27 protein-coding genes (1 of these 27 only partly in view) are annotated in these 26,042 nt (G+C 56.2%); 12 read left to right on the forward strand and 15 right to left on the reverse strand.

Annotated features, from left to right (window positions below):
• The 3 genes from IM299_RS10030 to IM299_RS10040 form a co-directional block, all read left to right on the forward strand.
• A protein-coding gene (locus IM299_RS10030) for an inverse autotransporter beta domain-containing protein (protein ID WP_193357430.1) crosses the window boundary here: on the forward strand, positions 1–51 show its 3' end. It extends 2,373 nt beyond the left edge of the window; the window shows 51 of its 2,424 coding nt (coding positions 2,374–2,424); its start codon lies beyond the left edge, outside the window; it ends in the stop codon at positions 49–51.
• On the forward strand, positions 29–2,491 hold the full coding sequence (locus tag IM299_RS10035; RefSeq protein WP_193357431.1) for an Ig-like domain-containing protein: 2,463 nt from the start codon (positions 29–31) through the stop codon (positions 2,489–2,491). Before IM299_RS10030 ends, IM299_RS10035 begins: the two co-directional genes overlap by 23 nt.
• 346 nt (positions 2,492–2,837) lie before the next feature.
• Positions 2,838–3,098 (forward strand): hypothetical protein, encoded by a 261-nt coding sequence (locus IM299_RS10040; protein WP_059355243.1) that lies wholly within the window; start codon positions 2,838–2,840, stop codon positions 3,096–3,098.
• Positions 3,099–3,121: 23 nt separating this feature from the next.
• On the opposite strand, the gene IM299_RS10045 is transcribed toward IM299_RS10040, so the two are convergent.
• Together IM299_RS10045 and IM299_RS10050 are read right to left on the reverse strand one after the other, a co-directional pair.
• The gene (locus tag IM299_RS10045; protein ID WP_047367552.1) at positions 3,122–3,319 is read right to left on the reverse strand and encodes a hypothetical protein; all 198 of its coding nucleotides are present in this window, start codon (positions 3,317–3,319) and stop codon (positions 3,122–3,124) included.
• Entirely contained in the window at positions 3,291–3,719 is a 429-nt protein-coding gene (locus IM299_RS10050) for a hypothetical protein (protein WP_193357432.1), read from the reverse strand. The genes IM299_RS10045 and IM299_RS10050 overlap by 29 nt, the downstream gene beginning before the upstream one ends.
• Positions 3,720–3,990: 271 nt before the next feature.
• Here IM299_RS10050 and IM299_RS10055 point away from each other — a divergent pair, with 271 nt between their 5' ends.
• The gene (locus tag IM299_RS10055) at positions 3,991–4,905 is read left to right on the forward strand and encodes a hypothetical protein (RefSeq protein WP_127341590.1); all 915 of its coding nucleotides are present in this window, start codon (positions 3,991–3,993) and stop codon (positions 4,903–4,905) included.
• A 79-nt stretch (positions 4,906–4,984) separates the two neighbouring features.
• Here IM299_RS10055 and IM299_RS10060 read toward each other — a convergent pair whose 3' ends face one another.
• The 13 genes from IM299_RS10060 to gspG form a co-directional block, all read right to left on the reverse strand.
• The gene (locus IM299_RS10060) at positions 4,985–6,541 is read right to left on the reverse strand and encodes a hypothetical protein (RefSeq protein WP_047363885.1); all 1,557 of its coding nucleotides are present in this window, start codon (positions 6,539–6,541) and stop codon (positions 4,985–4,987) included.
• A 127-nt stretch (positions 6,542–6,668) separates the two neighbouring features.
• On the reverse strand, positions 6,669–7,157 hold the full coding sequence (locus IM299_RS10065) for a type II secretion system protein (protein WP_045259774.1): 489 nt from the start codon (positions 7,155–7,157) through the stop codon (positions 6,669–6,671).
• On the reverse strand, positions 7,144–7,506 hold the full coding sequence (locus IM299_RS10070; protein ID WP_080339181.1) for a type II secretion system protein: 363 nt from the start codon (positions 7,504–7,506) through the stop codon (positions 7,144–7,146). The genes IM299_RS10065 and IM299_RS10070 overlap by 14 nt, the downstream gene beginning before the upstream one ends.
• The gene (locus IM299_RS10075) at positions 7,493–7,969 is read right to left on the reverse strand and encodes a type II secretion system protein (RefSeq protein ID WP_028012053.1); all 477 of its coding nucleotides are present in this window, start codon (positions 7,967–7,969) and stop codon (positions 7,493–7,495) included. The genes IM299_RS10070 and IM299_RS10075 overlap by 14 nt, the downstream gene beginning before the upstream one ends.
• Entirely contained in the window at positions 7,969–9,762 is a 1,794-nt protein-coding gene (locus tag IM299_RS10080; RefSeq protein WP_239658974.1) for a secretin N-terminal domain-containing protein, read from the reverse strand. Before IM299_RS10080 ends, IM299_RS10075 begins: the two co-directional genes overlap by 1 nt.
• 92 nt (positions 9,763–9,854) lie before the next feature.
• Entirely contained in the window at positions 9,855–10,367 is a 513-nt protein-coding gene (locus tag IM299_RS10085; protein ID WP_193357433.1) for a hypothetical protein, read from the reverse strand.
• Positions 10,364–10,882 carry a hypothetical protein gene (locus IM299_RS10090; protein ID WP_182034038.1) on the reverse strand — a complete coding sequence of 173 codons (519 nt, stop codon included), beginning with the start codon at positions 10,880–10,882 and terminating at the stop codon, positions 10,364–10,366. Before IM299_RS10090 ends, IM299_RS10085 begins: the two co-directional genes overlap by 4 nt.
• Positions 10,866–11,381: a hypothetical protein gene (locus tag IM299_RS10095; protein ID WP_193357434.1), complete on the reverse strand. Its 516-nt coding sequence runs from the start codon at positions 11,379–11,381 to the stop codon at positions 10,866–10,868. Before IM299_RS10095 ends, IM299_RS10090 begins: the two co-directional genes overlap by 17 nt.
• Positions 11,359–12,075, reverse strand: coding sequence for a hypothetical protein (locus tag IM299_RS10100; RefSeq protein WP_193357435.1), 717 nt, complete (start codon positions 12,073–12,075; stop codon positions 11,359–11,361). The genes IM299_RS10095 and IM299_RS10100 overlap by 23 nt, the downstream gene beginning before the upstream one ends.
• On the reverse strand, positions 12,059–13,678 hold the full coding sequence (locus IM299_RS10105; RefSeq protein ID WP_028012059.1) for a GspE/PulE family protein: 1,620 nt from the start codon (positions 13,676–13,678) through the stop codon (positions 12,059–12,061). Before IM299_RS10105 ends, IM299_RS10100 begins: the two co-directional genes overlap by 17 nt.
• Positions 13,678–14,847, reverse strand: coding sequence for a type II secretion system F family protein (locus tag IM299_RS10110; protein ID WP_045630683.1), 1,170 nt, complete (start codon positions 14,845–14,847; stop codon positions 13,678–13,680). Before IM299_RS10110 ends, IM299_RS10105 begins: the two co-directional genes overlap by 1 nt.
• Complete coding sequence (locus tag IM299_RS10115; protein ID WP_100170718.1) at positions 14,844–15,308, reverse strand: lytic transglycosylase domain-containing protein; 465 nt, start codon at positions 15,306–15,308, stop codon at positions 14,844–14,846. Before IM299_RS10115 ends, IM299_RS10110 begins: the two co-directional genes overlap by 4 nt.
• Positions 15,309–15,310: 2 nt before the next feature.
• A complete protein-coding gene (gene gspG / locus IM299_RS10120) occupies positions 15,311–15,730 on the reverse strand; it encodes a type II secretion system major pseudopilin GspG (RefSeq protein WP_045630682.1) in 420 nt (139 codons plus the stop codon).
• Positions 15,731–16,046: 316 nt separating this feature from the next.
• On the opposite strand from gspG, the gene IM299_RS10125 reads away from it, so the two are divergent.
• The 8 genes from IM299_RS10125 (at position 16,047) to IM299_RS10160 (ending at position 26,016) form a co-directional block, all read left to right on the forward strand.
• Entirely contained in the window at positions 16,047–17,876 is a 1,830-nt protein-coding gene (locus tag IM299_RS10125; protein ID WP_172976478.1) for a glycosyl hydrolase family 18 protein, read from the forward strand.
• A gap of 365 nt (positions 17,877–18,241) precedes the next feature.
• On the forward strand, positions 18,242–18,961 hold the full coding sequence (locus IM299_RS10130) for a FadR/GntR family transcriptional regulator (protein WP_193357436.1): 720 nt from the start codon (positions 18,242–18,244) through the stop codon (positions 18,959–18,961).
• The gene (locus IM299_RS10135) at positions 18,958–19,971 is read left to right on the forward strand and encodes an ABC transporter ATP-binding protein (RefSeq protein WP_193357437.1); all 1,014 of its coding nucleotides are present in this window, start codon (positions 18,958–18,960) and stop codon (positions 19,969–19,971) included. Before IM299_RS10130 ends, IM299_RS10135 begins: the two co-directional genes overlap by 4 nt.
• Positions 19,968–21,050, forward strand: a complete 1,083-nt coding sequence (locus IM299_RS10140; RefSeq protein WP_193357438.1) for an ABC transporter ATP-binding protein — start codon at positions 19,968–19,970, stop codon at positions 21,048–21,050. The genes IM299_RS10135 and IM299_RS10140 overlap by 4 nt, the downstream gene beginning before the upstream one ends.
• Before the next feature lie 2 nt (positions 21,051–21,052).
• Positions 21,053–22,567 carry an ABC transporter substrate-binding protein gene (locus IM299_RS10145; RefSeq protein ID WP_193357439.1) on the forward strand — a complete coding sequence of 505 codons (1,515 nt, stop codon included), beginning with the start codon at positions 21,053–21,055 and terminating at the stop codon, positions 22,565–22,567.
• Positions 22,568–22,585: 18 nt separating this feature from the next.
• Positions 22,586–23,527, forward strand: a complete 942-nt coding sequence (locus IM299_RS10150; RefSeq protein ID WP_028012068.1) for an ABC transporter permease — start codon at positions 22,586–22,588, stop codon at positions 23,525–23,527.
• A gap of 2 nt (positions 23,528–23,529) precedes the next feature.
• Positions 23,530–24,405: an ABC transporter permease gene (locus IM299_RS10155; protein WP_028012069.1), complete on the forward strand. Its 876-nt coding sequence runs from the start codon at positions 23,530–23,532 to the stop codon at positions 24,403–24,405.
• 9 nt (positions 24,406–24,414) lie between these two features.
• Positions 24,415–26,016: a gamma-glutamyltransferase family protein gene (locus IM299_RS10160; protein WP_041911142.1), complete on the forward strand. Its 1,602-nt coding sequence runs from the start codon at positions 24,415–24,417 to the stop codon at positions 26,014–26,016.
• Positions 26,017–26,042: the final 26 nt, after the last annotated feature.

Raw genomic sequence — 26,042 nt, forward strand, 5'->3', positions numbered from 1 at the left:
GACCAGCCTGAAGGCCGGGGAGTTCCGGGTGGAGGCCACCACCGGCGATAACTGGACGCAGGCGAAGTCTGGCCTCGTGACGTTCACGGCTGACAGCAGCACGGCAAAAGTCAGCGTGCTGGAGGTGATCGACAATAACGCCGCGGCAGACGGGACGGACACCACCCGCGTCAGGGTGACGGTGAAAGACGCCCATGAGAACCCGGTTGCCGGGCAGGTGGTGAATTTCAGGGCCGGAGAGGGGGTTATCCTTCCGGCAACGGCAACGACGGAGAAGGACGGCACCGTCACCGTCAGCCAGACCAGCCTGAAGGCCGGGGAGTTCCGGGTGGAGGCCACCACCGGCGATAACTGGACGCAGGCGAAGTCTGGCCTGGTGACGTTCACGGCTGACAGCAGCACGGCAAAAGTCAGCGCGCTGGAGGTGACCGACAATAACGCCGCGGCAGACGGTACGGACACCACCCGCGTCAGGGTGACGGTGAAAGACGCCCATGAGAACCCGGTTGCCGGGCAGGTGGTGAGTTTTGATGCCGGAACCGGCGTCATCATTCCGGCAACGGCAGAGACCGGGAAGGATGGTACCGTCACCGTCAGTCAGACCAGCCAGAAAGCCGGGGAGTTTCAGGTAAACGCGACCATTGGCGATAACTGGTTACACGCAAAATCTGTTCTGGTTAACTTTGTGCCAGGAAAGGTCAACCGGGTGACTTTTGTCGACGAGCCGGAAAGTGTTCAGGCGGACGGTGTCACTCATGCCACCTGGCAGATAGCGATGTTCGACAGCTTTAACAATCCAGTGCCAAATACGGCTGTAAACTGGATTTTCCCGGGGGCTCTGGCGACAAAAATCGACAGCCAGAGCGATACAATGACCAACAACTCTGGGGTGGCTAAGCTGACGCTGCAAATGGGTACAGTAAAAGCGGAAAATCTGGTCGTGACCGCGAAATCGGAAAACAACGTTGAGGATTCCTCCTCGATTGCCCTGCCGCCGGTTGCAGGTAGCGTTGAACTTACGATGGCATCGACTGCACGCGTGGACGAACCTGTCACGCTCACGGTAACGGCAAAGGATAAAGGCGGAGTACTGATGCCTGGCGCTGTGGTCACGTTTAGTAGCAACCATCCGGACTGGATGGTGATAACGCCAGAAAGCGCAACAACGGGCAGCAACGGTGTTGCCACCGCTGTGGCTACCATCAGACCGGAAAAAGGGTTTGGTGCAATGGGAGGCTATACCCTCACAGCGAAAGTCAGCGAGTCAGTGAAGGATTCGAAAACGTTACAGCTCAGTGTAGGGCAAATTGATTACGCGAAGTCGAGTCTGACCCCCGTCAGTGACACGATGGTCGTTGGCAATCAGTTATCCATGCTGATAGCGATGAAGGATAAGTTTGGTAACCCTGTCAGTGGCCTGACGGGACGAATCGGCGCCGTGCTGGCCGATAGTCAGGGGAGAAACAATGGAGGATTGATCCATACTAACAGCGGGGGAATTGTTGAGACTGAAAAAGGAAACTATCCGTTCAATGTAAAAGGAACACGTGCTGATACCTATACTGTCACGCCTGTTGTAGACCGAGTTGAGTTAAGCGCGCTTAAAGCGACCGTTAAGGTGATGGCGCAAAAACCCTGGATCGCGGGTACGCCACAAATAGGCTACACCCTAACGATAGGCAAAGGTTCCGGGTTTAGTACGGCAACAGTCAACTGGAAGGTTAATGGCACAATCTATCGTTCGAGCGCCAATACCACGGTGGACAGCGCATCACTTGAGTTGACAGACACCACGCTGATAAACCAAAAGGTGAGCGTAGAAATTATCGATAGCCATAACCCATCAGTGCGGCTTGAATCAGATTCGGTCACGATTCGGGGTACACCTTCCGCGAGCGATGTGAAGATTAAGGGCGATCCAGTATATGGAAACCAAATCTCGGTGGACTATGTTTATCAAGCCAACGGCGGAGGCGATGAGAGCGGAACGCAGTATCAATGGTACTGGTCTCAGAACAGTTACGATAAATCTCCGACACCTATTCCTGGTGCAACCGGAAGAACGCTGAAGACCGAACGCGGTCAGTACGGGTTATATCTTTATGTCTCGGTCACGCCAAGGGGCAGCGCTGGCGGCTCAGGTGCTAAGGTATTTAACGACGGGTATTTCAGGGTTACAGATGCGGGTACACCTTCTGTCAGCCAACTTCATATTGAGAATGAAGCCCGGGTGGGTAATACAATTGAGGCCAGTTATATCTTCAATGCTAATGGCAGTGGTGAGGATAACTCGTTATATCAGTGGGCTTCATGGGATGAATTTAGCGGCCGTTATCGGAATTTAGACGGAGAGACCGGTAAAACGTTATACATAAAAGAAGCCTATGGATTTTTGAAAGATATCCGGGTAAGTGTTACCCCACGCGGTACTCTGGGGTCGCAAAGAACAGGCGGTACAGCCTATTCCGACCCGGTTAATATCGTCAAATAAACGCTACCAGTGTTAACCATTAACACTTATATCAGTGTAGCGTAATTCACCTCTCGCAGGCTCCCGGAAACGGGACCTGCGGTTCGTTTTTCCCCCGGAAGGTCCCATCACAGGCCCTTTCCGCTTTGGCAAACTGTTCTGTATCATGGTTAAATAATTTGACGGCTAATGGGGGGAATGCCTGTGTTAGCGTGATGCTAATAAATACGGGAATTAAAAGTAATGCTGGATTCAGCATTTTGACAGGTGGGTTCGTTAATTCAATCTAAGGTAATGTTGTAAGCTGGGGTATGGGTTTTTCAATGATCCTGTTAGCTGGTTCTTAACGAAAAAGAGGCTCGCATGCATGAAAAATGCTTATCCTGAAAAGCAAGCATCACTACTCATTGGTGATGCCGCCACGCAGTTATCTTTGCAGGGTATAAAAATTGATCATGTTTCGCTCAGTCATTACCTGAGTAAAAAACTTGAGTATGCCAGGCGTATTGATGATTGCTTGTATGCTGAGGTGATTGGTATTGCACTTGCAATGTTGAAGGAAAACGCCAGGCCAGCCGAACGGTTCTGTTATAACGATGAGGCGTGTCGCGATAAACCTGTCGCTTAAAAGCATGGCGTATTATTGCATTATCAGTCCTGCCTTTTGTTGCCTCGGGAAATTTTCACTTCTTCAGCAAAATCCAGAGCCTCTTTGTAATCAAAACGACGTGTCTTTGCGTTATGTCTGCCGGGTAACGGTGCCGGTATTTTCACGCCGAACAGCTTTCCTGTTGTCATCAGCGCATAAACTAATTCAGCCTCACTCACGTCGGCCATCTTTGCCATCATATTCGTCCTGATACAAAAACTTAATTTCACCTGCCTTCCTCCTTTTATAATGGTCAATAATATTGTCGAGATTGGGGAGCATAAAGTTCATGGCATCAATGGTGTCACGCCAGCCCGCCAGGGATTCATTTGCTTTTACATACCATGCATGCTGTTCTCTCCGGGGGAGATGACCGGTGATCAAAACAAGCATGTCGGGTTTTATTCTCCTGATGAACTCCAGATACTTCACCAGATGCGTCTTCGTACCAAATGTGTCTGCATCAATAATGCAGAGCATTTTGTCTCGGGCGATAAAGTAATAGCGTGCTAATTCCGCAAGGCCCTTTTCGAATAAAAAAGAGTTCGTCCGCACACAAACCCGAATTTTCTCAGGAGTCTGTTTAATTGATTGATCCATCTTTTGTCTCGCTTACTATGGCACAAAGTATGAGATGGCTTTCAAGCCTACTCTTCCAGTCTGAATACTGGCAAGGCAGTATTTTCATTCCTCAGAATAAAATTAGGCAGAATGAGTTATGCGATTAATAAGAATTGTCTCTGCATCCGTGAGTTAAAAACAAATAAACGATGATTTTATTCAGAGTCATGTTTTACTGTCTGATACATTAAGATATGGTCACTGTTGTGCAAATTTGTACTTTTTTATATTTCTCAAAGAGGACATTTTCATGACAAAGACCGTCGTAGCATTAGCCATACTTAGCGCTTTTTCAACGGCATCAGTATGTGCCAGTGATTATGCGCGTATGATTAATATTGAAAACCCTGACCATCTGAAAATCAGGGTTCAGAATGCTATTTATGAAGAGGGTTACGATAGCGATTTTATTCCTCATGTCTGGTTTGGTAACGAAGATAACGGCGTGATGAATATCATTGTCGATAATGGTGCGGTGCTGAACGAATCTATTGAAAACGGCCTTAACTGCAACTATGCCATGATTGTCAGTAAAGACAACGGCGTCAACTTACAGGCAAACGGGAAAAACTGTCGTTATAAGAAAAAGAGTTACCGTTCCATTAACTCTCCGGTGATCACCATTATTAATGATTCATCTTTAACGCTTCGGCCCTATTTTTCCGTTAACGGGAATGATTTTTTTGCTGCCGCCGGCGCGATCATCCCCAACGGGATCCGCATGTTCACCGGGGACAGTGGCGACTGGAAAAAACAGGGCGTTCGCCATGGGGATAACCTGAAAGTGAAGTTTAGCTACACGCTGGCAGAGTCGGGTTCGCAAAAAGAGGTCGTCTGCCCGTCTCTTGACACCTTAACGGAAAACCGACTTTATCGCCTTCAGGGCGGTGAGCAAAATGCGCTCTGCGTCCTTGAGAGTAATGAGATTCACATTAAAAACGATCGTATTGTTGCCGGATGGAACAAACCTCTGACCAAAGCAGAGCTGCTGCAACGGATCGAAGCCACCGCCGCAGACGATGACGTCATCATAGATATGCCAGATGACAAATACATGGCGCTCTTTACCCAGCCGGATGAATATAAAATCCCGCTGAAAGCAGGAGACGCAAAGGCGACAATCACATTAGTGGTTATCAAAGGGACCATTCCCATCGCGCAGTAAAAACGGCAATACATTAGCGAAAAGCTAACAAGCCGTCAGGCAACATCTCAAGGAGCATGTTGCCTGACGCGCCAGAGTTTTAGGGAATAGCGGTCATCACCCATTGTGGCCGATATTTTTGCTCTCCACCTTTGATATCACACCAGGCAATAAGCGGGTCGGCAACGGTACCTGTTTTTTCATAAAGTAACATTGTACTGCTCTCAGGATTGGGTTCGGATGCTTTAACCCCTGCAGGCAGCCACCATTTGCAGGCAAACTGGGAAACATCGGGCGTGGAGCCCGGCTCTGGAATGACCTGTGCCACATTAACGCTCGCATAGCCTTTCAATGATTTCTGGGCGGCAGCCACCCGATCGTTAACGATAAAAGACGTATCGGGGATCGCGCCATCAGGAAAGAATTCTTTAATTTTCGGCCAGATCCGGGCAATCGGCATTGCCTGATTATAACCATTCACCAGCTCACCGCTGGTACTGAGCGCCAGAACGCGCTGCGTGTCGTTATCGATCAGCGGCGCACCTACGCCCGGCTTCATGGGGTTGTTTTTATTACTCATATCGTTGTTGTATGTGCTACAACGATGCCGGAATTGACCCGCTTCGCGGTCATATAGCTCAATAGCACAGTGGGTGCCATCTGACTTATTCACTGCAGCATACAAACGCGCATTATCTTTTTTAAACTGCGCCTGCGGCAGATAAAATTCGGTTTTTTGAGTGGCAATGTCGTTAGCCTTCGTCTCATCTCTTGGATCAATCCCTAAATAACCCAGTGATTTGACGAAATCTTCTTGCGCTTTATCGCCCGCAAAATCTAACGACAATAAGCGATATTTACCGTCTCTGCTGGATGACTTGCCAAAGGCTTTCACTTTGGCCGTTTTCTTTATCTGATAACTGGTGCAATCGTTTGGATTAACCTCAACCTCCTGAACAAACCAGACCTCTGTGGTTCTTACCTTTTTATCTTCTTTTAAAGGGAAACTGCTTAATACCAGCAGATCGCCATCAACCCCTTTTTCGCCGATGCGCCATCCGGTATTGTAATGCGGTTTTTCCCGGTCATAGGTATCGCGGATCACCGCGACGGGTTTTGTATAGTTATAGATAAAAGGTGACTCTTTAAAGCAGGAGTGCGGGGGCGGGTTTTTGTCACCCGGGATGATATTAAACAATGACACATCCTGAAGCTTTGCCTCGCCCCTGACCTGGAAGGCAATTTCGGCCTGTCGGGAAGAGGGAAGTGCAGAGCCATCGGCAGATAACAACCGTACCGTTACGCTATCACCAAAGATGGATAATGCATCGAAACTGACATGGTGATCATCCGAGCCGCTCAGGATTTTCTCAGCCGCATAGCGGTAAACTTCGTTGTTATTTTTACCCGCAATTTCCACTATCGCCTCGGCGGGCAGGTTAGCATACGAGATATGAACATCAAGCAGCGCCGCATCTTCTATAACAATCGTCTCCTGCGTTTTATTTTGATTCAGATAATGATCAACTTCCTCCAGTGGAATAGCCGTTACGTGATTTTTTGCCTTAATTGCCAGCTCACCAGCAAATACAGGGCTTATGTTTTGAGACACAGCAGCCAGCGAGATGAAAAAATAAGCCAGTCTTTTTTTTTGCATATACGCACTCTCCAGTTTGTGTATTTCTGCACTTCCAGAGTGGCGATCAATAACATGCCCGCCATGGCCCCGCTGGTAAGAAAAAGACATATTTTTATGATATTGCGGCTAATACCTTATTATTCCATTAGCGACCACAAGCCGCAGGCAGCGGGGCCTGCGGATCGCTCTCTACCTGAAATTTCCAGTCGTAATACGTTTTCGCTTTGGCAAACTGTTTTGGATCGTGACGAAAGCCGACTTTTTTACGTGGCGTACCCTTTCCGAGACTGCGCACGCCAATCCAGCGCCCCTGAGGATCGAGGATCATCCCCCAGTTTTTACTCCCGGTTAGCGGGTCGGCGTAGTGCTGGCGCAGGTGATAAAGCGGTTTTCGCCCGCGTTTATCAATAAGCAGCTGTTCGAAACGCACGGGAAAACAGCCATCACCGTTGCCGCGGTAGGCCTGTATCGCCGCGCGGATTTGATCGCCGCGAAATAAAAGCTCAGCCTCCTGTTGCGCCTGATAACGCATCTGCACCTCATCGCGGCTTTTCAGCAGCGACAACGCCAGCGTGGAGAGCGCAATCAGCAGCAGCAGATAGGTAAAACCTCCCTGTTGTTTAATCGAACGCATCGCGATGATCCTGCCCGGGTTTAGGTGGCGTCTCGACGTCAATAATTTGCCCTTCGTCATCGGTCTTCGCCTCCCAGATATCGCGGCGGTTGGTGATGGGATCCAGCGGCATCTGGCGCAGATAACCGGCCTCGATCAGATCTTCCAGGCTGTATGGCCCCGCCAGGCGATCGCGGCGGTAGTGATCGATCGCGCTGCGCAGCGCATGCAGGTTATGCTCGCGCACCACCTCTTTGGCTCTGTCCGCGTGCTGGAAAAAACGTGGAGCGACAAGGGTCATCAATGTCGCGATGATCGCCATCACCACCAGCAGCTCGATGAGCGTAAAACCTTTTTCACCATTGCGCATAGGGCACTCCATTCAGACCGCTGGCCGTACTGGTACTACTGACATCAAACACGTCTTTCCCGCCGCCGCTGAAATCGCCAGGTGGCTGCGTGGATGCGCGTAACCGCCAGGTCTCTTCATCATTTTTTCCCTCGCAATCGCACATCGGATCGCGCGGTATATGGCGCAGGAAGTAGATCATCGCGCCAGTGGGCGATGTCTTATCCCGGACGCCTTCCACCAGGCTTTTTAGTGTCGGCGGATATCCCGATTCGCTGGTTTTTTTCTCAATGATGCCGTCCACGCTTGCCTGGTGATAACGGTCAATGGCATCGCGTAGCGTGCGCAGCGACTCACGTAACTGCGTCTCCTGCTGCCGCTGATGGTAGTTACGCATCAGCGGCGCAGCGGCAGCGGCAAGCGTGGCGAGTAGCGCCAGCGTGACGATCATCTCAATCAAGGTAAAACCGCGCTGGCGCTGCATTACGATGCTCCGTTTTCCGTTTCTGACTCATCGAGGATCGGTGGCGGCAGCGTGGCCGCCCGGTCAGGGAAATGGGCTGGCGGCGCAAGCGCCGGTGCGGTGAACCCGCTGCCCGGCTCGTCGCGCTGCAGGTCGCGCAGCTGAATGCTGTCGCCCGTTAAATCGTCGCTGCCCATCTCAATGGTACTGACGTGGCTTCCCGGTAAATCGAGGTTGCGCTCAATAGTCGGCGTAATTAACAGCACCACCTCCGTGCGCTCTTTGTTGTCGGAATTGCTGCTAAACAGGCGGCCCAGCCCCGGGATGTCACTTAATAACGGCGTTCCTTTTTGGGTCGTGGTTTCATCCTGCTTGATCAGCCCTGCCAGCATCTGGGTCTCGCCGTTCATACTGCTGAGCGTGGTATTGGCTTCGCGTTTCGTGGTGCGGTAATACTTTGCTCCGTTCTCACCGGGTTCTTCGGCGCCCAGGGCACTGAGCGTGAACTTCACCTCCATTGAGATATTGTCATCCATACTGACTTCCGGGGTGACTTCCAGCTTCAGGCCGACGTCCTGATAATCCACTTTCTGTTGCGAAATCCCGTCATTGACGGTTGTGGTCAGTACCGGGATCGTTTGACCAATATCAACCAGCGCTTTTTTATTGTTTTTTACCCGGATCCGCGGGTTGGCCAGCACTCTGGCGTTGCTCAACACCTTTTTCATGTCAATGGTCATATTGTCGATATCGACCATGATATTTTTGGCGCTCAGGTCGCCCAGCGGGATCCCGCTTCCCTTTAAATCACCTTCTTTACTTTTCGCAAAACCCGCACTGATGGTTTGCGGCAGCTTCACGCCAAGCGCTTCGAGATCGTTGGTATTTACTTCCAGCACCTCAACGGCCAGCGTGACCTCCGCTTCAGGCCGGTCGAGCGTCACTAACAGGCGCTCCGCTTTTTCCACGCTCTCTTTTGGCCCGCGCAGGGTGACAGAGTTGGTTCGCTCATCAACGTGCACATCCTTCAGCTTGACCATGTTGCGCAGGGCGACATTGACATCTTTCGCTTTCGCGTAGCCCAGGAAGATGGTTTTGACGACCACGTCGCGATAGATCTTCTCTTTTTGCGCGGTGGCGGGGTAGATCAGCAACGTATTGCTGTTCAGCACCTTCTTCCGCAGGTTATTCGACAACAGCAGCACGTTGATAGCATCTTCCGCAGTGGTGCGTTTGGCTATCAGGCTGCCGGTAGTGCTGGAGGAAATATCTTTGTCAAAAATGATATTGACCCCGGTCATCTGGCTGATGGTGTTAAAGATGGCCATCAGGCTGTGCTCGCGAAAATTAAGCGCTATCGTTTTTTGCAGTTCCCGGTTCAGACGCTGCTCCGGCTGGTTGATCCGCGACACCTCACGCATCAGGTGATCGCGCAGCGCGCGCGCCTGGGGCCAGTTGGGATCTTCTTCCAGTACCTGCTGGATTTTGTGCAGCGCGCGTGCCGGGTCGCGGGTGCTGTTAGCCACCGCCTCCTTATACAATGCGTCCAGCGCTCTACGGGCATCGAGTTTGCGTAAGCCCTGCAGGGCGCGCAGGTTACCGGGCTCATAGGTAAGCGCATCGCGCCACATTTGCGTCGCCAGGGTGTAATTGTTCTGACGCACCGCGAGATCGGCGTTTTTCAGGTAGTCATTGACCAGCTTTTTGCTGATGTCAGCCTGCTCGGCGCGAAGCGCAATATCCTGTGGGCTGGCGATGCGCTGTTGATCTATCTCCTTAAGCCGCTTAACTAGCACCTGCGGCGAGGCGGTCACTGATTCCCGGACCGGAGGCGCCGCACGTTGTGCACAGCCGCTCAGTAGCGCGCATGACAACAAAAAAGTGAGAGCAATAGTTTTTTTCATGATTAATGTGTCGGTTCCGATTGCAGCTCATCCAGTTCCAGCCGCTGCTGGCTATGGGTGGGCTGCCATTCAAACAGGAGGTGGTCGTTCGCCACCGCTTTTAAAATCCAGTTGTTGACCGGCGAACTGCCGATCCAGATCCTGCCGTCCGCCCTGCAGCGCTCGCAGACCGGCCAGGTCTCTTTACCATCCGTCAGCACAACGATCCTCTGACGGTTTTCCCACCAGGCACCGAGGAGTTGAAGCGGTAGCGGCGGTGCGGTTGGTGTCGCCTCTTCAGGCCGATCGTTTTCCGGCGGCTGTTCTGCTGCGTCTTGCGCCCTGCTATGTGGCGTTGAAAAGAGATCGACGCGCGTTGCGTGAGCCGTCTCCGGCTTTGCTGGCGCGGGGCGCGGGCGTGAGACCGGCTGCGCCTCAAGCGGCGCTGGCGATATCTCGTCATCGGCAAACTGGCTCCAGAAAACAGCACCGGCGGTCAGCACCAGCGCCAGCTGTAAATAGCGCGGCAGTTTCATGGCGACTCCTTCAACAGGCGAAGCTGCACGGTGGCGCTGAGCTGGCTTTCCGATGGCCCGGCGCGCCGCAGGCTTAGCTGCTCAATGCGTAACGGCAAAGTGCGGCTTAGCGTTTCCAGGGCGTCCATCAGCGGCAGATATTCACCGCGCAGCGGAATATCCAGCCGTAGCGCGGTTTTGCCGTCGTCGTTTTCCAGCTGATAGCGGCTGGCGTCGACCTTCATCCCTCGGCTCCTGAACTGCTCAAAAATGAGCCTGACCTGCTGATATTCTCCGAGGCTGATGCGGCTTTGCAGTTCCGGCTGCTGTTTATCCAGCGGCAGCGTGGTTTGTAGCTGCGCCTGGATCCGGGCAAGGTTCTCCTGCAAATGGATGGTGTGCGGCCGCACGCCGCCAAGCCATAACAGCAGCAGTCCTGCGGGCAGCCCGGCGAGCACGAGCGGAACCGTTCCGATGCGCCCGGCAAATAACGCCGCCTGCCAGCGCAGCACGGCGGGTTTATTCTGAAGCCGCATGGTGCGCCTCCGTCGTCACCTTGACGTCGAGTACCGCGTTAATCGGCCAGGCAGGATCGCCCTGCGCCGACTGGCGATGGTTCTCAAGCACCACATGCGCCGGCAACTGCTGTAGCCGCTCGCTAAAGGCGAGCAGGGCGTCAAGATTGCCTGCATTCACCGTAAGCCGCGCATCGCCTTTACTGGCAATGACGTCAATGCTCAGGAGCGCAATATCAGGGGTCAGTACGCTGCCGATGTTGTCCAGCAGCTTGATGGCAGGCGGGACGGCCTGCAGTTGCTGAGCCTGGCGCAACCGGCGCTGCTCCGCTTCACGCAGCTTGCGCAGCACCTGCTGCCGTTGGGCGAGCTGCTGCTGTACCTGCAACGTCTCCAGCTCAAGGCGCTGGTGCTCAAACAGGCCATACATCACGGCACCGGTGAGCGGTAAACAGAGGAGTCCGGTTAACAGCAGCGTGCGTGCGGCCCACGGGGAACTACGCGTAAACAGCGGCGTCATGAGGACTCTCCTGTAGCGCGACTTCCTGGTGATGCTCACCGTCGGTATGAATGACGTAGCCAGGACAGTCCTGCATTCCGCTTAGCCGGGCGATAACCCGCAGCTGGGCGTCCATCTCCTGCTGTGGCAGGGTGAGTGTCCAGACGTCGCGCCAGCTGTGGTGCTGACGGCTGGCAATCCGGCTATGGTGGGGGCTCATCGCCACAAACAGGCCGTTTTCCGGCAGTGCGGCGGCGAAGTGGCTAAACAGCTTTTGAAACGGCGTGACAACACCGCGAAAACGCAGCCGCTCCCGACGCGCCAGCGTGACAAGCAGATGCCAGCATGGTTGCTTAAGGCACGCGGCCAGCGCTGACTGCTGCCAGTTAAGGGTCTCGAAGCGCACCTGCCAGTCGACGGGCGGACTCGCGCGAAGAACCGCCTGCTGTCGGGCGAGCTGGAGCAGTTCCTGCGGTGTGGTCACGCCGTCATGCCAGGGCTGGATTAAAAACGTCAGATCGTCGGTATCGAGGTGGAACTCCACCGCGTCACGCCACGGTAAGACGGAAGGGCGCAGGCGCAGCAGCGTTTCGAGCGCGGCTTCAAGAGGCTCATCTGGCCGGCGTTCATGGGTGGCGAGAACCACGTTGTTGCGGCGCAACCGCACGGCATGAGGCCAGATATCGCACTGCCAGGTGCTAGTGAGTGATAACACGGTTCACCTCCTCCCAGGTGGTTTTGCCTTCGACCACGGCGCGCAGCGCGATGGTCGAGAGCGGAACAAAACCGTCATTCAGCGCCACTTCCTTTAGCTTGCGCCGGGGCGATCGCGCCAGCATTGCCTCTTTCATCGCATCGCTGAAATGCAGCACTTCCGCCAGCGCCAGCCTGCCGCGAAAACCGCTGTCGCGGCAGGTATCGCAGCCTCGCCCTCGACGCCAGCGGGGCGTGAGCTGCTGCAGCGGTCCGGATTGCCACGCCGCGAGAAGGTCATCTGTGGGCGTGGTGTCATCAATACAGTCCGGGCAAATCTGGCGCACCAGCCGTTGCGCCACGACGCCGTTAAGGGCGGTGATCAGGCTGGCGGGCTCTACCTGCATATATAAAAAACGTTCCAGTACGCTAAAGACGTCATTGGCGTGAACCGAGGAGAGCACCACGTGGCCGGTGAGCGCCGCCTGCACGGCAATGCCGGCGGTTTCACCGTCGCGGATCTCACCCACCAGGATGATGTCCGGGTCGTGACGCAAAATGGCGCGCAGGCCGCGGGCGAAGGTGAGCCCTTTTTTATCGTTGACCGGAATTTGCAGCACGCTGTTGAGCTGGTACTCCACGGGATCTTCAATGGTGATAATTTTGCATTCACCGCTGTTGAGTTCGCTGAGTGCTGAATAAAGAGTGGTGGATTTCCCGCTCCCCGTTGGCCCGGTGACGAGCACCATACCGTGGGGCAGATGGGTTAACTGGCGAATCGCGCCTAGCGTGTGCTCATCAAAGCCGAGCGTCTCCAGGCGCAGGTTTTGATCGTGAGATTTATCCAGCACGCGCAGTACAGCATCCTCGCCATAGACGCCCGGCATGATGGACACGCGAAAATCGACGGGACGCTGGAGAATCAACGCCTTAAAGCGCCCGTCCTGTGGCGTGCGTCGTTCGGAAATGTCCATGCAGCTTAATACCTTGAGACGGGAGATCACCTGCTCCGCCTGCTGAAGTCCGGCGCAGTGGCGAATGCTGTGCAGAACGCCATCGATGCGGTACTTCACCATCAACCCATCCGCGACGGCGCAAAGATGAATATCGCTGGCGCGGCTCTGCAGGGCATCAAACAGCGTGGCGTTAACCAGCTTAATGACGGCGTGGGGTTCACTGGCGATGGCTGCTGGGGTGATCTCCAGCCACCGGGCCTCTTTATTCTCTTCACTCTGCTGCTGCTCCAGCTGATCGAGCGTGCGCTGCTGTTTTGCCAGTTCATCAAGGCGGGCATTAAGCTGAGAGAGCGGGGCGAGCGCGGGGAGCGCATTCACGTTATAAGCCCACTGGCGCAGTGCCAGTGAAAACGGATCGCCCAGCGCAACGTGGAGCTGACCGTTAACGCGCAGCGGCAATGCTCGCTGGCTGAGCGATTCGGTCAGCGGCACGGCTTCGAAATCCTCTTCGCTGTCGGCGAGCTGTGTGGGTGAGAGCGGCGTGAGCCCCAGGGAACCGGCGGCTTCTTCTAACGCGCCGGGGAAACTGTCCAGCAGTTCCGCCAGCGCCTGACAGCGCTGCTCGTCTGGCAGGTCGAAAAGGGGTTCTACAGACGGTGAGTGAGACATTATTGCAATCCTCCTGCCAGTTCAAAAATGGGCATGTACAGTAAAAACACGACGAGCCCAACGATGCCGCCAACGACCATCATCAGAATCGGTTCAAAAATTTTGCTAAAGGTTTCAATCGCGCGTTCCAGCGATTCATCATAAAAAGCGGCGATCCGCTCGCACATGGCAGGCAGCTCGCCGCTGCGCTCGCCCACCTGCAGCAGGCGGCTGGCGACAGGAGTCGTCATCCGTTGCGCTTCCAGCATGCGGGAGAGCGACTCGCCAGCGGCGACGTCGCGGATAACCTGTTCAACCTGCTGACGATGCGTGGCGGGCAGGATCTCCCGGCTCAGCATTAACGCATCTGGCGCGGGAAGGCCGCCCTGTAACAGCAGGCCCAGCGTGCGGTAAAAACGCACCAGCACAGAAAGCTGATGCTGCTGGCGTAAGGCGGGAATGCGCAGCAACAAACCGAGCGCGCGCTGGCGCAGGCGCGGGCTACGTACCGCCATCACGATGCCTGCGACCGCTGCCGCGCAACCGGCCAGCAGCAGCGAGCCATGGGTTTGCGTCAGGCGTCCCCACCAGAGGATAAGCTGTGCGCTGGCGGACGGGTTCTTCATCCCGTCAAACACCACGGAAAAACGCGGAATAATAAAGCCGAGCAGAAAGAACAGAATTATCCCGCCGGCGGCAATGACAATCGTCGGATAGAGCAGGGTTGATTTAATCCGCTTGCGCAGAATTTCCATTCTTGATTCGTAAAACTGAAAACGCTTTAGCGCCTCGGGTAAGTGTCCGGTTTGCTCAGAAGAGGCAACGGTGTTAATCAGCAGAGGCGGAAACAGTGCTGGTAGCGCCATCATCGCCTGGGAGAGTTGCGCTCCTTCGTAGAGCTTTTTAACCAGCGTATCCAGAACCAGCGAGGTGCCACCGTCGCGGCTGCTTTCGCGCAGCGCTTCGACGGCCTCGACCACGACCAGCCCGGCTTCCAGCAGAGCGATAAGCTCCTGCAAGAACAGATTCAGTGGAAAGCGTTTCTCCTTGCGGGCGGGGCGTTCCTGTACCTGCAAAACGATGCCGCCGCCGGCAATAATGCGGGCGCTGGCATCATCAGGCGACGCGGCAAGTACGGTCTGATTGACGCGTTTCCCCCCCTGGAGGATGGTGACGGTATATGGTTTCATTTTGGCGACAGTGTATGGCTCTGCCTTTTAAGGCGGGCATAATGCGGAGCCACTTTTCTTATGTATTGTTGACGAAGCGCGCGGCGCTGGGGGGTATTTGCCGTTCCGGCGTTATACGCCCCCACCGCGTCCCAGGTATAACCAAAGCGCTGGATTTGACCTGCCAGGATCCAGGCGCCGGTCATGACACTTTGGCAAGGGTCGGTAAGCAGATCTTTTTGACTAATACGAAATTTACGCAGCGCATCGAAGTGAATGCTATTGATCTGCATCAGACCGACATCCATTGAGCCATCACGATTTTTGTTGATGGCCCGGGTATTACCGTTGGATTCCACTATCGCTATCGCCTGTAATAGCTCTGGCTCAATGCCGTAACGTTCTCCCGCCAACTGCCAGCAATCGGCCCGGCAGGAAAATACGCTGAAGATAAACAGCGAATATATGGACAGGCGCAACATATTCAGAACCCGTAAGTGACAGGCTTACCGTCTTTACCGCCGGAGGTTATTTCGACTTCATTAATGGCGTCTTTTGTCCGGGCGGGGTTATGCCACTGGTACGGATTGCCCCACGGGTCTAACGGCACATGCTGGCTAAGATAAGGGCCATTCCAGTTTTGCGCGTTGGAAGGCTTTTCAGTCAGCGCTTTCAGACCTTGTGTTTCAGTTGGATAACTGCCGGTATCGAGGCGATATTGCCCGAGTGCCTCAGCAAGCGAGCGCATCTGGCGCATGGCGGTTTTCTCCTTAGCCGAGTCGACATTTGAGAAGACTTTTGGCCCGACAAATCCTGCCAGCAGCGCAATAATCATCAGCACGACCAGCAGTTCAAGCAGGGTGAAACCACCCTGTTTTCGCATCACGTTTGTTGCATATTTCATTGAGAGCGTCCCTAGTTGGATAATAGTTGTGATTAATTCCTGAATTTTCCCTGATAAAAGAGCGGGAACACAGGTATGCCATCTTTTTTAATTGGTGAAGATGGGAAAATTAAATAAAGAAGCGTCTTACAGGATGCGAGAATTCTCCCGCGCTGTCGTTGAAGTATTTATTATAAATGCGAGAGATATTTCTTATTTAATGCGGAGGGTTTCCTGATTCACCACTCTATTATCCCCAACGATCTCGGCGCTAAAAAAAAAGACAATTTGCGAGGTAATCCACAGGACTATCATCACAAAGCAATAAGGAACTTTGATGAAAAAACTTACATTATCTCTGTTAATTGGTAGCGCACTAATGGCGCAGTCGGCTTTCGCGGCGCAGGCACCGCGAGCGGTCACCTATCTGACCTCCTGGGGCGTTCCGGTCGAGTCCGTTGAGGATATGAAAGAGGTGAAAGCGGATACGTTCCTGCTTTCATTTGGTGGCTGGGATGCAAGCGGTAAGCTGTCCAGTTCCGATAATATTGTTGCAGTACCACAATATGATCCCTGGTACATTAATGCGCCAGCCTATGTCGTGTGGAGTCAGCTGAAGCTGGCGCACCCGGAGAAAAAAATGATGCTGGCGCTCGGCGGCGAGACGTATTCCGCGATGTGGTCTTATCTGAATAACGCGCAAACGCGAGAAACGCTGGCGCAGAATCTGGTGAATCTGCTGAATACCAACTTCCCGGTATATAAAAAGAACCTGAAGCCCGAAGAGATGGTTGGCGAATGCCTGAGCGCCGACTGGCAAGGCAAATGTAATATGGCGAACTACCAGAAGGCGGGTACCGTTCAGCTTGACGGCATCGATTTTGACTTTGAAAAGCCCGATCGCGTCACGCCAGAGGAAAACGCAAACCTGCTGGATCTGGCTGAACGGGTTCGTAGCAAGCTCAATGCGTCCGGCAGCAAAAAGCTGCTGAGCCTGACCACCTATCACGTTGGTGCTGACCCGGAGAACTGCGCCAACAGCGCGGTAACCGAGAATTGTTCCTTCGTTGAGGCGGCTCGCTCTTCACACCATGGCGAAGTTCTGCCGCTGCTGACGCAGGGGAAAAACGTTTTCGATTTCTTCAACGTCATGGCCTATGACGCCGGCCCACGCTTTAAGTATGACGTGGCGATGGCTAACTACGCCCGGGCGGTGGGTGATAAGAGCAAAATCGTTCTCGGTCAGACCATCAACTCCCAGTGGGGGCCAGAAGGTCGCTTTGTTGAAAACCGACAGAACAACGTAAACCGTGCGGGCTGGCAGGCGGAAAACGGCTATGGTGGGTTCTTTATCTGGACGTTGGGTTCAAACGATCAGCAGCTGTCCATCCCGCAGCAGGTTGACTATTTCAATGAAATGAAAGAGCGCGCGGACCTGATGTCACCTGAACGCCCGCAGGACACCGTCGCGCCAACTGCGCCAGCAGGATTGAAGGTGCTGAACAATGGCTTGACTATCACCCTTGCCTGGCAGCCCTCCACCGATGACCGTGGCGTAGTGGGATATGACATCTACCGTAATGACATCAAAGTCGGGTCTTCAACGGACACCCAGTGGACCGATAATGCGGTAGAGACCGGCGGTGTGGTGTACCACTACAGCGTGAAAGCACGTGATGCAGCGAACAACATCTCTGAAAGCAGCAACGTGGTTAAGGTAGAAACCGTACAGGTCGAAGAGGGACGTCCTGACGCGCCAGGTGGCCTGGCCCTGGTTTCTTCGACGGAAAACAGCCTGACGGTGAAATGGAATGCGGTAGACAACGCGGTGAAATACCACGTACTACGCGATGGGGCGGAGTTACTCACCGTAAGCGGAACGCAGATCTTCGACAGCGGCCTGCGCGCGGGAACAACCTACAGCTACCAGGTGATCGCCGAAAATGCCAAAGGTCATCAGTCTCTCGCCAGTACACCGCTTAAAGCCACGACGAAAGAGGGGTCTGTGACGCCTGAGCCGGAAGGCGAGTGGAAAGTCGGTACGCGCTATAAGACTGGAGAAATTGTCACGTATAACGGCACACAGTATCGCTGCGTGCAGGGGCATACGTCTCAGTCCGACTGGGCGCCGACTGCGGCTGCGACGCTTTGGCAGCCTGTTCCTTAATCTTTCGCGGCCCTCGCAAGGGGGCCATTTTCAGGCGTAAGCGCGCCTTATTTATTACTTTTTGTTAACTTATTGTTATCATTTATAGTGCAAAAAATTAACAATGGCACTATTGTAGTGCAATATTTGCACTGTTTTTGTGCGTTTCATGTTCTTTTCCGGCCTTTATCGTCTCAGGATGCCGCTTGCGTCTGTAACAATACGTTGCTGTAACCCCTTCATTTACTACCGCTTTTTTAAATCTCTTTTGAACCATTAGAAAATTGGTTCGTTTATTGCTTAATCATTAGCACGATAAGTAGCACGTCATATCAATAACTTATCGTTCATAAAAAGAAAATAACGATGATAGTGAGCGAACCAATATGGAAAAACCGTCACGGTTTCTGGCCAATTCCAGCACCGCGCTTGAGCAACTGCGCGGGCTAATCAACCAGCATGAGTCAACACCAGGCACTCCGCTGCCCACGGAACGTGAGCTATCGGAAACACTCGGCGTAGGACGACGCGAAGTGCGTCGCGCGCTGGACGTGCTGGAAGAAGAAGGGCGGATCTGGCGTAAACAGGGCAAAGGCACCTTTATTGGTCCGGCTGCCCCTGTTGAACCGCTGGCCCTTCAGGGATTGGTTCAGCAGACCAATCTGCTGGAAGTGATGGAAGCTCGTATACAGATCGAACCCGGCTTAGCCCGGCTTGCGGCACTGCGTGCCACCAGGGAAAACCTCGCGCTCATGCAGCGCATGCTGGAACGCATCGACAAGGTCAGCCCGGATGACCGCGATCTCAATGAACTCTGGGATAGCGCCTTTCACCGCGCCATTGCGGAGGCCGCGGGTAATCGCCTGATGCTTGGCCTGTTTGACGCCATTGACGCCGTGCGGCGCGAACCCGGCTGGCAGCATCTGCGTGAATTAGCCCGCACGCCCGAACGTGTCGACAGCTACAACGACCACCATCACAAGATCATGACCGCGATTATCCATCGCCAGCCTAATGAAGCAGCGGCCGCCATGCGCGAACACCTGCTTAGCCTGCAAAACGCCCTGATTCAGGCGATCCACCTTGAGGACGACTTCACGCTATGACGACGATCCCGTTTAAGGACTCCACGCCTGTACTCCGGCTGAATAATCTCAACGTTAAGTTTTCCGGCTCGCCGGTCAGCGTCCTGGACGGCATTTCCCTGACGGTCAAAGCGGGCGAAACGCTGGCGCTGGTGGGGGAGTCCGGCTGCGGGAAAAGTATCACCTCACTGGCGCTGATGGGTTTACTGCCCGCCAGCGCGCAGATTGTCAGCGGCGAGATGCAGTTTCGCCGCCACGACCTGCGCAAGCTCTCCCAGCGGGAGTATGCCGATCTGCGTGGGAGCGAGCTGGCGATGATTTTCCAGGAGCCGATGACCTCGCTTAATCCGGCCTTCACGTTAGGCGATCAGCTCAGTGAAGCGGTCATGCGTCACCAGAACGTTACGCGCCCGGAGGCGATGAAGGTCGCGCTGCAGATCCTTGAAAAGGTACAGATCCCGGCGGCGGAGATGCGCCTCAAGGCGTATCCGCACCAGCTTTCCGGCGGCATGCGCCAGCGCGTGATGATTGCCATGGCCCTGATCAACCACCCTAAACTGCTGATTGCCGATGAGCCGACCACCGCGCTCGACGTCACCATCCAGGCGCAAATCCTGACCCTGCTGAACACCCTAAAAGAGGAAACCGGCACGGCGGTGCTGATGATCACTCACGATTTGGGCGTGGTGGCTGAAGTGGCGCAGCAGGTGGCGGTGATGTATGCCGGGCAGGTGGTAGAGCAGGGAAGCGTTGAGGCAATATTCGCTGATCCGCAGCACCCGTACACCATCGGCCTGATGGGCTCGATCCCTTCGCTGGGCGCACGCAAAGGCCAGCTCTCCACCATTCCCGGAACGGTCCCGCTGCCGGAATCCATGCCGCAAGGCTGCCGTTTCGCGACGCGCTGCCCGTTTGCACAGTCGCGCTGTCATGATGAAAAACCGCAGCTCACCACGCTCGGCGCGGGCCATCAGGTCGCCTGCTTCCGCGTGCCGCTCGAACACCACATTGCCCTGGGAGAGACCGCATGACCACGCCCATTCTTGAAGCCCGGGACCTCAGCAAGCTTTTCCCCGGTCCGAAAAAACTCTTTTCCCCGGCCCGGTTTGTCACGGCGGTCGATCGCGTTTCGCTTGCCGTGATGCCGGGCGAAACGCTGGCGATTGTCGGCGAGTCCGGCTCCGGGAAATCCACCCTTGGCCGTCTGCTGCTGCGTCTGCTGGCCGCCAGCGAAGGACGCGTGTTTTATCAGGGGGAGGAGATTACCCACGCCACAGGCGCACGTCTGAACCAGCTCCGGCGCGAACTGCAGATTATTTTTCAGGATCCTTTTGCCTCGCTGAATCCGCGCATGACGGTGGAGCAGATCGTCGGTGAGCCGCTGTGGCTGCACCAGAACATGAAGAAAGCGGATCGTCAGTACCGCGTCGCGGAGCTGCTCAAGACCGTTGGCCTGCCTGCCGCCTGGGCCGGGCGCTATCCGCACGAGTTTTCCGGCGGGCAGCGCCAGCGTATCGGCATTGCGCGCGCGCTGGCTTCGGGGCCAAAGCTGCTGCTGGGCGACGAGCCGGTTTCCGCGCTGGATGTGTCGGTGCAGGCGCAGGTGGTTAATCTGCTGGAGAGCCTGAAGCACCAGTTGGGGCTGACGATGGTGATCGTCGCCCACGGTCTGGCGGTGATCCGCCACATGAGCGACCGCGTGGCGGTGATGTACCTTGGGCAAATCGTTGAGCTTGCCACCGTCGACGAGATCTTTGACGCACCGCTGCACCCTTACACCCAGGCGCTGATCGCATCGGCGCCGCAGATGCAGCCGGGCGTTGAGCGCGACGCGCCGCTGCTGCAGGGGGATCTGCCGAACCCGGCTAACCCGCCGTCGGGCTGTCGCTTCCACACCCGCTGCCCGTACGTCACTGACGAATGCCGCCTGGTCGAGCCAATTAATCAGGTGCTCGACGGCGGGCGTCAGGTTGCCTGTCACCGCTGGCAGGAGATTAACCGCGATCGCAGCGTTATCCAGATCGCACCGCCATCCGAAGCCTTTCTGCGCCGCCGCGCGCTGTTTGAACACGCGGCCACTCACTCCTCCCTTCCTTCAAGGAACTCATGATAATGACAATGCGTAATTCTCTTTTGACCGTACTGGGAAGTGTTATGTTGCTTGGCGCGGCGCTGCCCGCCCATTCTGAAAGCGTGCTGCGAATCGGCCTGGGGGCAGACCCGGACATGCTCGACCCGCACCTGGCGCGCACCTACTATGGCCGCTTCGTGTTTGCCTCTCTGTGCGACAGGCTGGTGGACGTCGACGAGCATCTGAAGGTCGTGCCAGGTCTCGCGAAATCGTGGGCCTGGAGCGCCGACGGCAAAACGCTGACCATGGATCTGCGCGAAGGCGTGACCTTCCATGACGGAGAGGAATTCGATGCCGCTGCCGCGAAATACAACCTGGACCGCGCCCTGACCCTCAAAGGCTCCCTGCGGAAAAGCGAGATCTCCTCCGTGGAATCGGTAGAGGTCACCGGCCCGATGCAGATAGCGCTGCACCTGAAAACGCCGGACGCCGCGCTGCTGATGCAGCTTACCGACCGCGCGGGCGCGATGATGGCACCCGAGGCCGCGAAAAAGCCTGACTTTGCCGCCCATCCGGTCTGTTCCGGCCCGTACAAGTTCGACAGCCGCGTGTCGCAGGACCGCATCGTTCTGACCCGCTTCGACAACTACTGGAACAAAGGCGCCTACCACTTCGACAAAATTATCTATCTGCCGATCCCGGATGCCTCCGTGCGTCTGGCGAACCTGCGCGCGGGCGATCTGGATCTGACCGAAGGCATTGCCGCCAGCGACGTCAAAACCGTCGAAGCCGACAGCAAGCTGGCGCTGGCGAAGGTCACCGGCCTGGGCTATCAGGGGATCACCTTCAATATTAACAACGGCAAGGTCCCGGCGAACGATCCGTTCAAAGATGCCCGCGTGCGCGAGGCGTTTTCTCAGGCCATCGACCGTGATGCGTTAAACCAGGTGGTCTTTGAAGGGCTGTATACGCCAGCCAACCAGGCGTTTTCGACGGTCAGCCCGTATCACGTGAATCTGCCGGTTCCGCCGCGCGACGTTGATAAAGCCAAAGCGCTGCTCAAAGCGGCAGGCGTCACCGCGCCGCTGACCGTCAACCTGCTGGTGCCGAACAACCCAACCTCGCAGCAGGTGGGTCAGGTATTGCAGGCGATGGTCGCCGAGGCCGGCTTCACGCTGAACCTGCAGATGACCGAATTTGCCACGCTGCTGGATCGCCAGCAGAGCGGTGATTATCAGCTGAGCTTCTCCGGCTGGTCGGGTCGCCCGGATCCGGACGGCAGCATCTACGGTTTTATCCACAGCAATGGCACGCTTAACGATGGCCGTTACAGCAACGCGCAGGTCGATGAGTGGCTGACGCAGGCGCGCCAGAGCACCGACCAGGCCGCGCGCCAGTCGCTGTACGACAAGGTGGTGAAGCAGCTGCAAACCGACATGCCGATTGCCTACCTCTACTTCGAGCCGCGCATTTTTGGCCTGAACAAGCGCGTGCAGGGCTTTAAGCCTTACCCGGACGGCATCGTGCGTCTGGCGGGTTTGACGCTGGCGAAATAAACGTCCTGAGGAGAACCCATGCTGGAACTGATTTGCAAACGTCTGCTGCTGGCCGTCCCGACGCTACTGCTGGTGAGCATGATGGTGTTCGGGCTGCAAAAGCTGCTGCCCGGTGACCCGCTGATTGCGATGGCCGGTGAGGAACGCGATCCGGCGGTGATCGCCCAGCTGCGCGCGGAGCTGAACCTGGATGCGCCGATCCCGGTTCAGTATTTCCACTGGCTGACGCGGGCGCTGCAGGGCGATTTGGGCGTCTCCTTGCGCACGCACGAGCCGGTGACCGAGCTTATCGCCAGCAAGCTGCCGGTTACGCTGGAGCTGTCGCTGCTGGCGATGATTATTGCGCTGGTGTTTGGCATCAGCATGGGGATCCTTGCGGCGGTGAACAAAAACAGCTGGGTCGATCACGGGGCGAACTTCGTGGCGATCTCAGGGATCTCTATTCCCCACTTCTGGCTGGGGATCCTGCTGATTCTGGTCTTCTCGGTGAACCTGCAGTGGCTGCCCGCGTCCGGCTACGTGCCGTTCAGTGAAGATCCGCTTCAGAACCTGCGCACGCTGCTGCTGCCCGCGTCCGTGCTCGGAACCGGGCTGGCGGCGACGCTGATGCGCCATACCCGCGCGTCGATGATCGCGGTGCTGAAGGCGGATTATATCCGTACCGCACGCGCCAAGGGGCTGCTGCCGAAGGCGGTCATTCTAAAGCACGCGTTTCGCAACGCGCTGGTACCGGTGATCACCCTCACCACGCTGCTGTTCGGCGAGCTGCTGGGCGGCGCGGTGCTGACCGAGCAGGTGTTCACCATTCCGGGCTTTGGCAAGATGATCGTCGACTCGGTGTTCAACCGTGACTACGCGGTGGTGCAGGGCGTGGTGCTGATCGTGGCGATCGGCTTCCTGCTGCTCAACCTGCTGGCCGACGTGCTTTACGTCCTTATCAACCCGAAAATGCGAGGTTAACGATGGCGGAACTGACGACGCAAACCGTAGCCCCCGCGCTGCCGCGCGCGCAGAACCGGGTGCTGAAGAAATTCCTCGCCAATAAAAGCGCGGTGATTGGCGCGCTTGTGGTGGGTTTCTTTGTGCTGGTGGCGCTGCTGGCGCCGTGGATCGCCCCGTTTGACCCGGTTAAAGCCAACTTCCTCGCGGTGCGCAAAGCGCCGTCAGCGATGTACTGGTTCGGCACCGACGAGCTGGGGCGCGACATTTTGTCCCGCATTATCTGGGGAGCGCGAACCTCGCTGATGGCGGGCTGTATGTCGGTGGTTATCGCGGTGGTCATCGGCGTGCCGCTGGGGCTGGTGGCGGGCTACTTCCAGAAGATGTGGGACGGCGTCATCTCGCGCTTTATCGAGGCGCTGCTGGCCTGTCCGTTCCTGATCATGGCGATCGCGCTGGGGGCATTTTTAGGCCCGAGCCTGACCAACGCGATGATCGCCATCGGTCTTTCGGCGATGCCGATCTTCGCCCGCCTGACGCGCGGGCAGGTGATCGCCATTCGCAATGAAGAGTACATCGACGGCGCGCGGGCGATAGGCCTGCCGGATCGCTGGATCATCATTAAATACGTTCTGCCAAACGTGATGTCGCCGATCCTGGTTCAGGCCACGCTGGCCATTGCCTCGGCGATTATTGCCGAAGCCAGCCTGTCGTTTTTAGGGCTGGGGCAGCAGCCGCCCAATCCGTCCTGGGGGTCCATGCTCAATACCGCGAAAGGTTTCCTTGAGCAGGCGCCGTGGATGTCCGTTTTCCCCGGCGTGGCGATTTTCCTTGCCGTGCAGGGCTTTAATTTACTTGGCGACGGGCTGCGCGATGCGCTCGATCCGCGCCACGACTAAGGAGTCATGATGACCAAAGCGCTTGATTTTACATCCGGTTACGCTTCACGCCGCCCGCCGATGATGGGCCACAACGCCGTTGCCACTTCGCAGCCGCTGGCGGCGCAGGCGGGAATGAAAATGCTGCAGCTGGGTGGTAATGCCGTCGATGCGGCCATTGCCACCGCCATGGCGCTGACCGTTGTTGAGCCGACCGGCAACGGCATCGGCAGCGACGCCTTTGCCATCGTCTGGGACGGTGAAAAACTTCACGGCCTGAACGCGTCCGGGCGCTCGCCGGCCAGCTGGCATGCGGATCTGTTTGCCGGTAAAAGCGCAGTGCCGGAAATCGGCTGGGACGCGGTGACGGTGCCGGGTGCGGTGTCGGGCTGGGTGGCCCTGGCAGAACGCTTCGGCACGCTACCGCTGACCACGCTGGCGCAGCCTGCGATTGACTACGCGCGCAACGGCTTCCCGGTCTCGCCGCTGATTGGTCATCTCTGGCAGCGCGGCTATAACAAGCTGAAAGATCAGCCTGGCTTTAGCGCCTGCTTCGCGCCGGAAGGCCGCGCCCCGCGCGTGGGGGAGATCTTCCGTAACCCGGCGCAGGCACATTCGCTGGAGCTGATTGCCAAAACCAACGGTGAAGCCTTTTACCGCGGCGAGCTGGCGCAGAAAATTGCCGCCTTCGCCCAGGAGCACGGCGCGCACCTGTCAGCGGAAGATCTGGCAAACCATCGCGTGGACTGGGTTGACCTGCTGTCGCGCGACTTCGCGGGCGGCTCGGTACAGGAGCTGCCGCCAAACGGGCAGGGGATCGCCACGCTGATTGCGCTCGGTATTCTGGAGCAGTGCGGCATTGAGAAACATCATCCGGACTCCGTGCAGTCTCTGCACTTATCCATTGAAGCCATGAAGCTGGCGCTGGCGGATCTCGACCGCTACGTGGCGGATGAAGAACATATGGAGTTCGCAGCAAAAGAGCTGCTGAGCGACCACTATCTGAAGTCGCGTGCGGCGCTTATCGATCGCGATAACGCCTCTGACTTTGTGTACGGTTCACCGACGCAGAGCGGCACGGTCTACATCAGCACCGCGGACGCCAGCGGGATGATGGTTTCGTTTATCCAGTCCAACTTTATGGGCTTCGGTTCAGGCATTGTGGTGCCGGATACCGGAATCAGCCTGCAAAACCGCGGCTGCGGCTTTGTGCTCGATCCCAAACACCCGAACGCGCTGGCGGGCAGCAAGCGTCCTTTCCACACCATCATTCCGGGCTTTGCGATGGACGGCAGCGGCAAGCCGCTGATGTCCTTCGGCGTGATGGGCGGCCCGATGCAGGCGCAGGGGCATATGCAGATGGCGCTGCGCATCATGCTGCACGGGCAAAACCCGCAGGCGGCCATCGACGCGCCGCGCTGGCGCGTGGTGCAGGGCAGGGAGGTGATTGTTGAATCGACGTTCGATCGCAACACCATTGCCGCGCTGCGCGAGCGCGGGCATCAGATAGTGGTGGAAGATCCGCTCCAGGATTACAACTTCGGCGGTGCGCAGGTGATCTATCGTATGCCGGAAGGGCACTACGTGGCCGCGACGGAGAGCCGCAAGGACGGGCAGGCGTTAGTGAGTTAAAAGAAGCGAGCAACATTGGTAGGCCG

It is taken from the genome of Enterobacter cloacae complex sp. P47BA (genome assembly GCF_014930485.1).
GTDB classification, from domain to species: Bacteria; Pseudomonadota; Gammaproteobacteria; order Enterobacterales; family Enterobacteriaceae; genus Enterobacter; species Enterobacter bugandensis.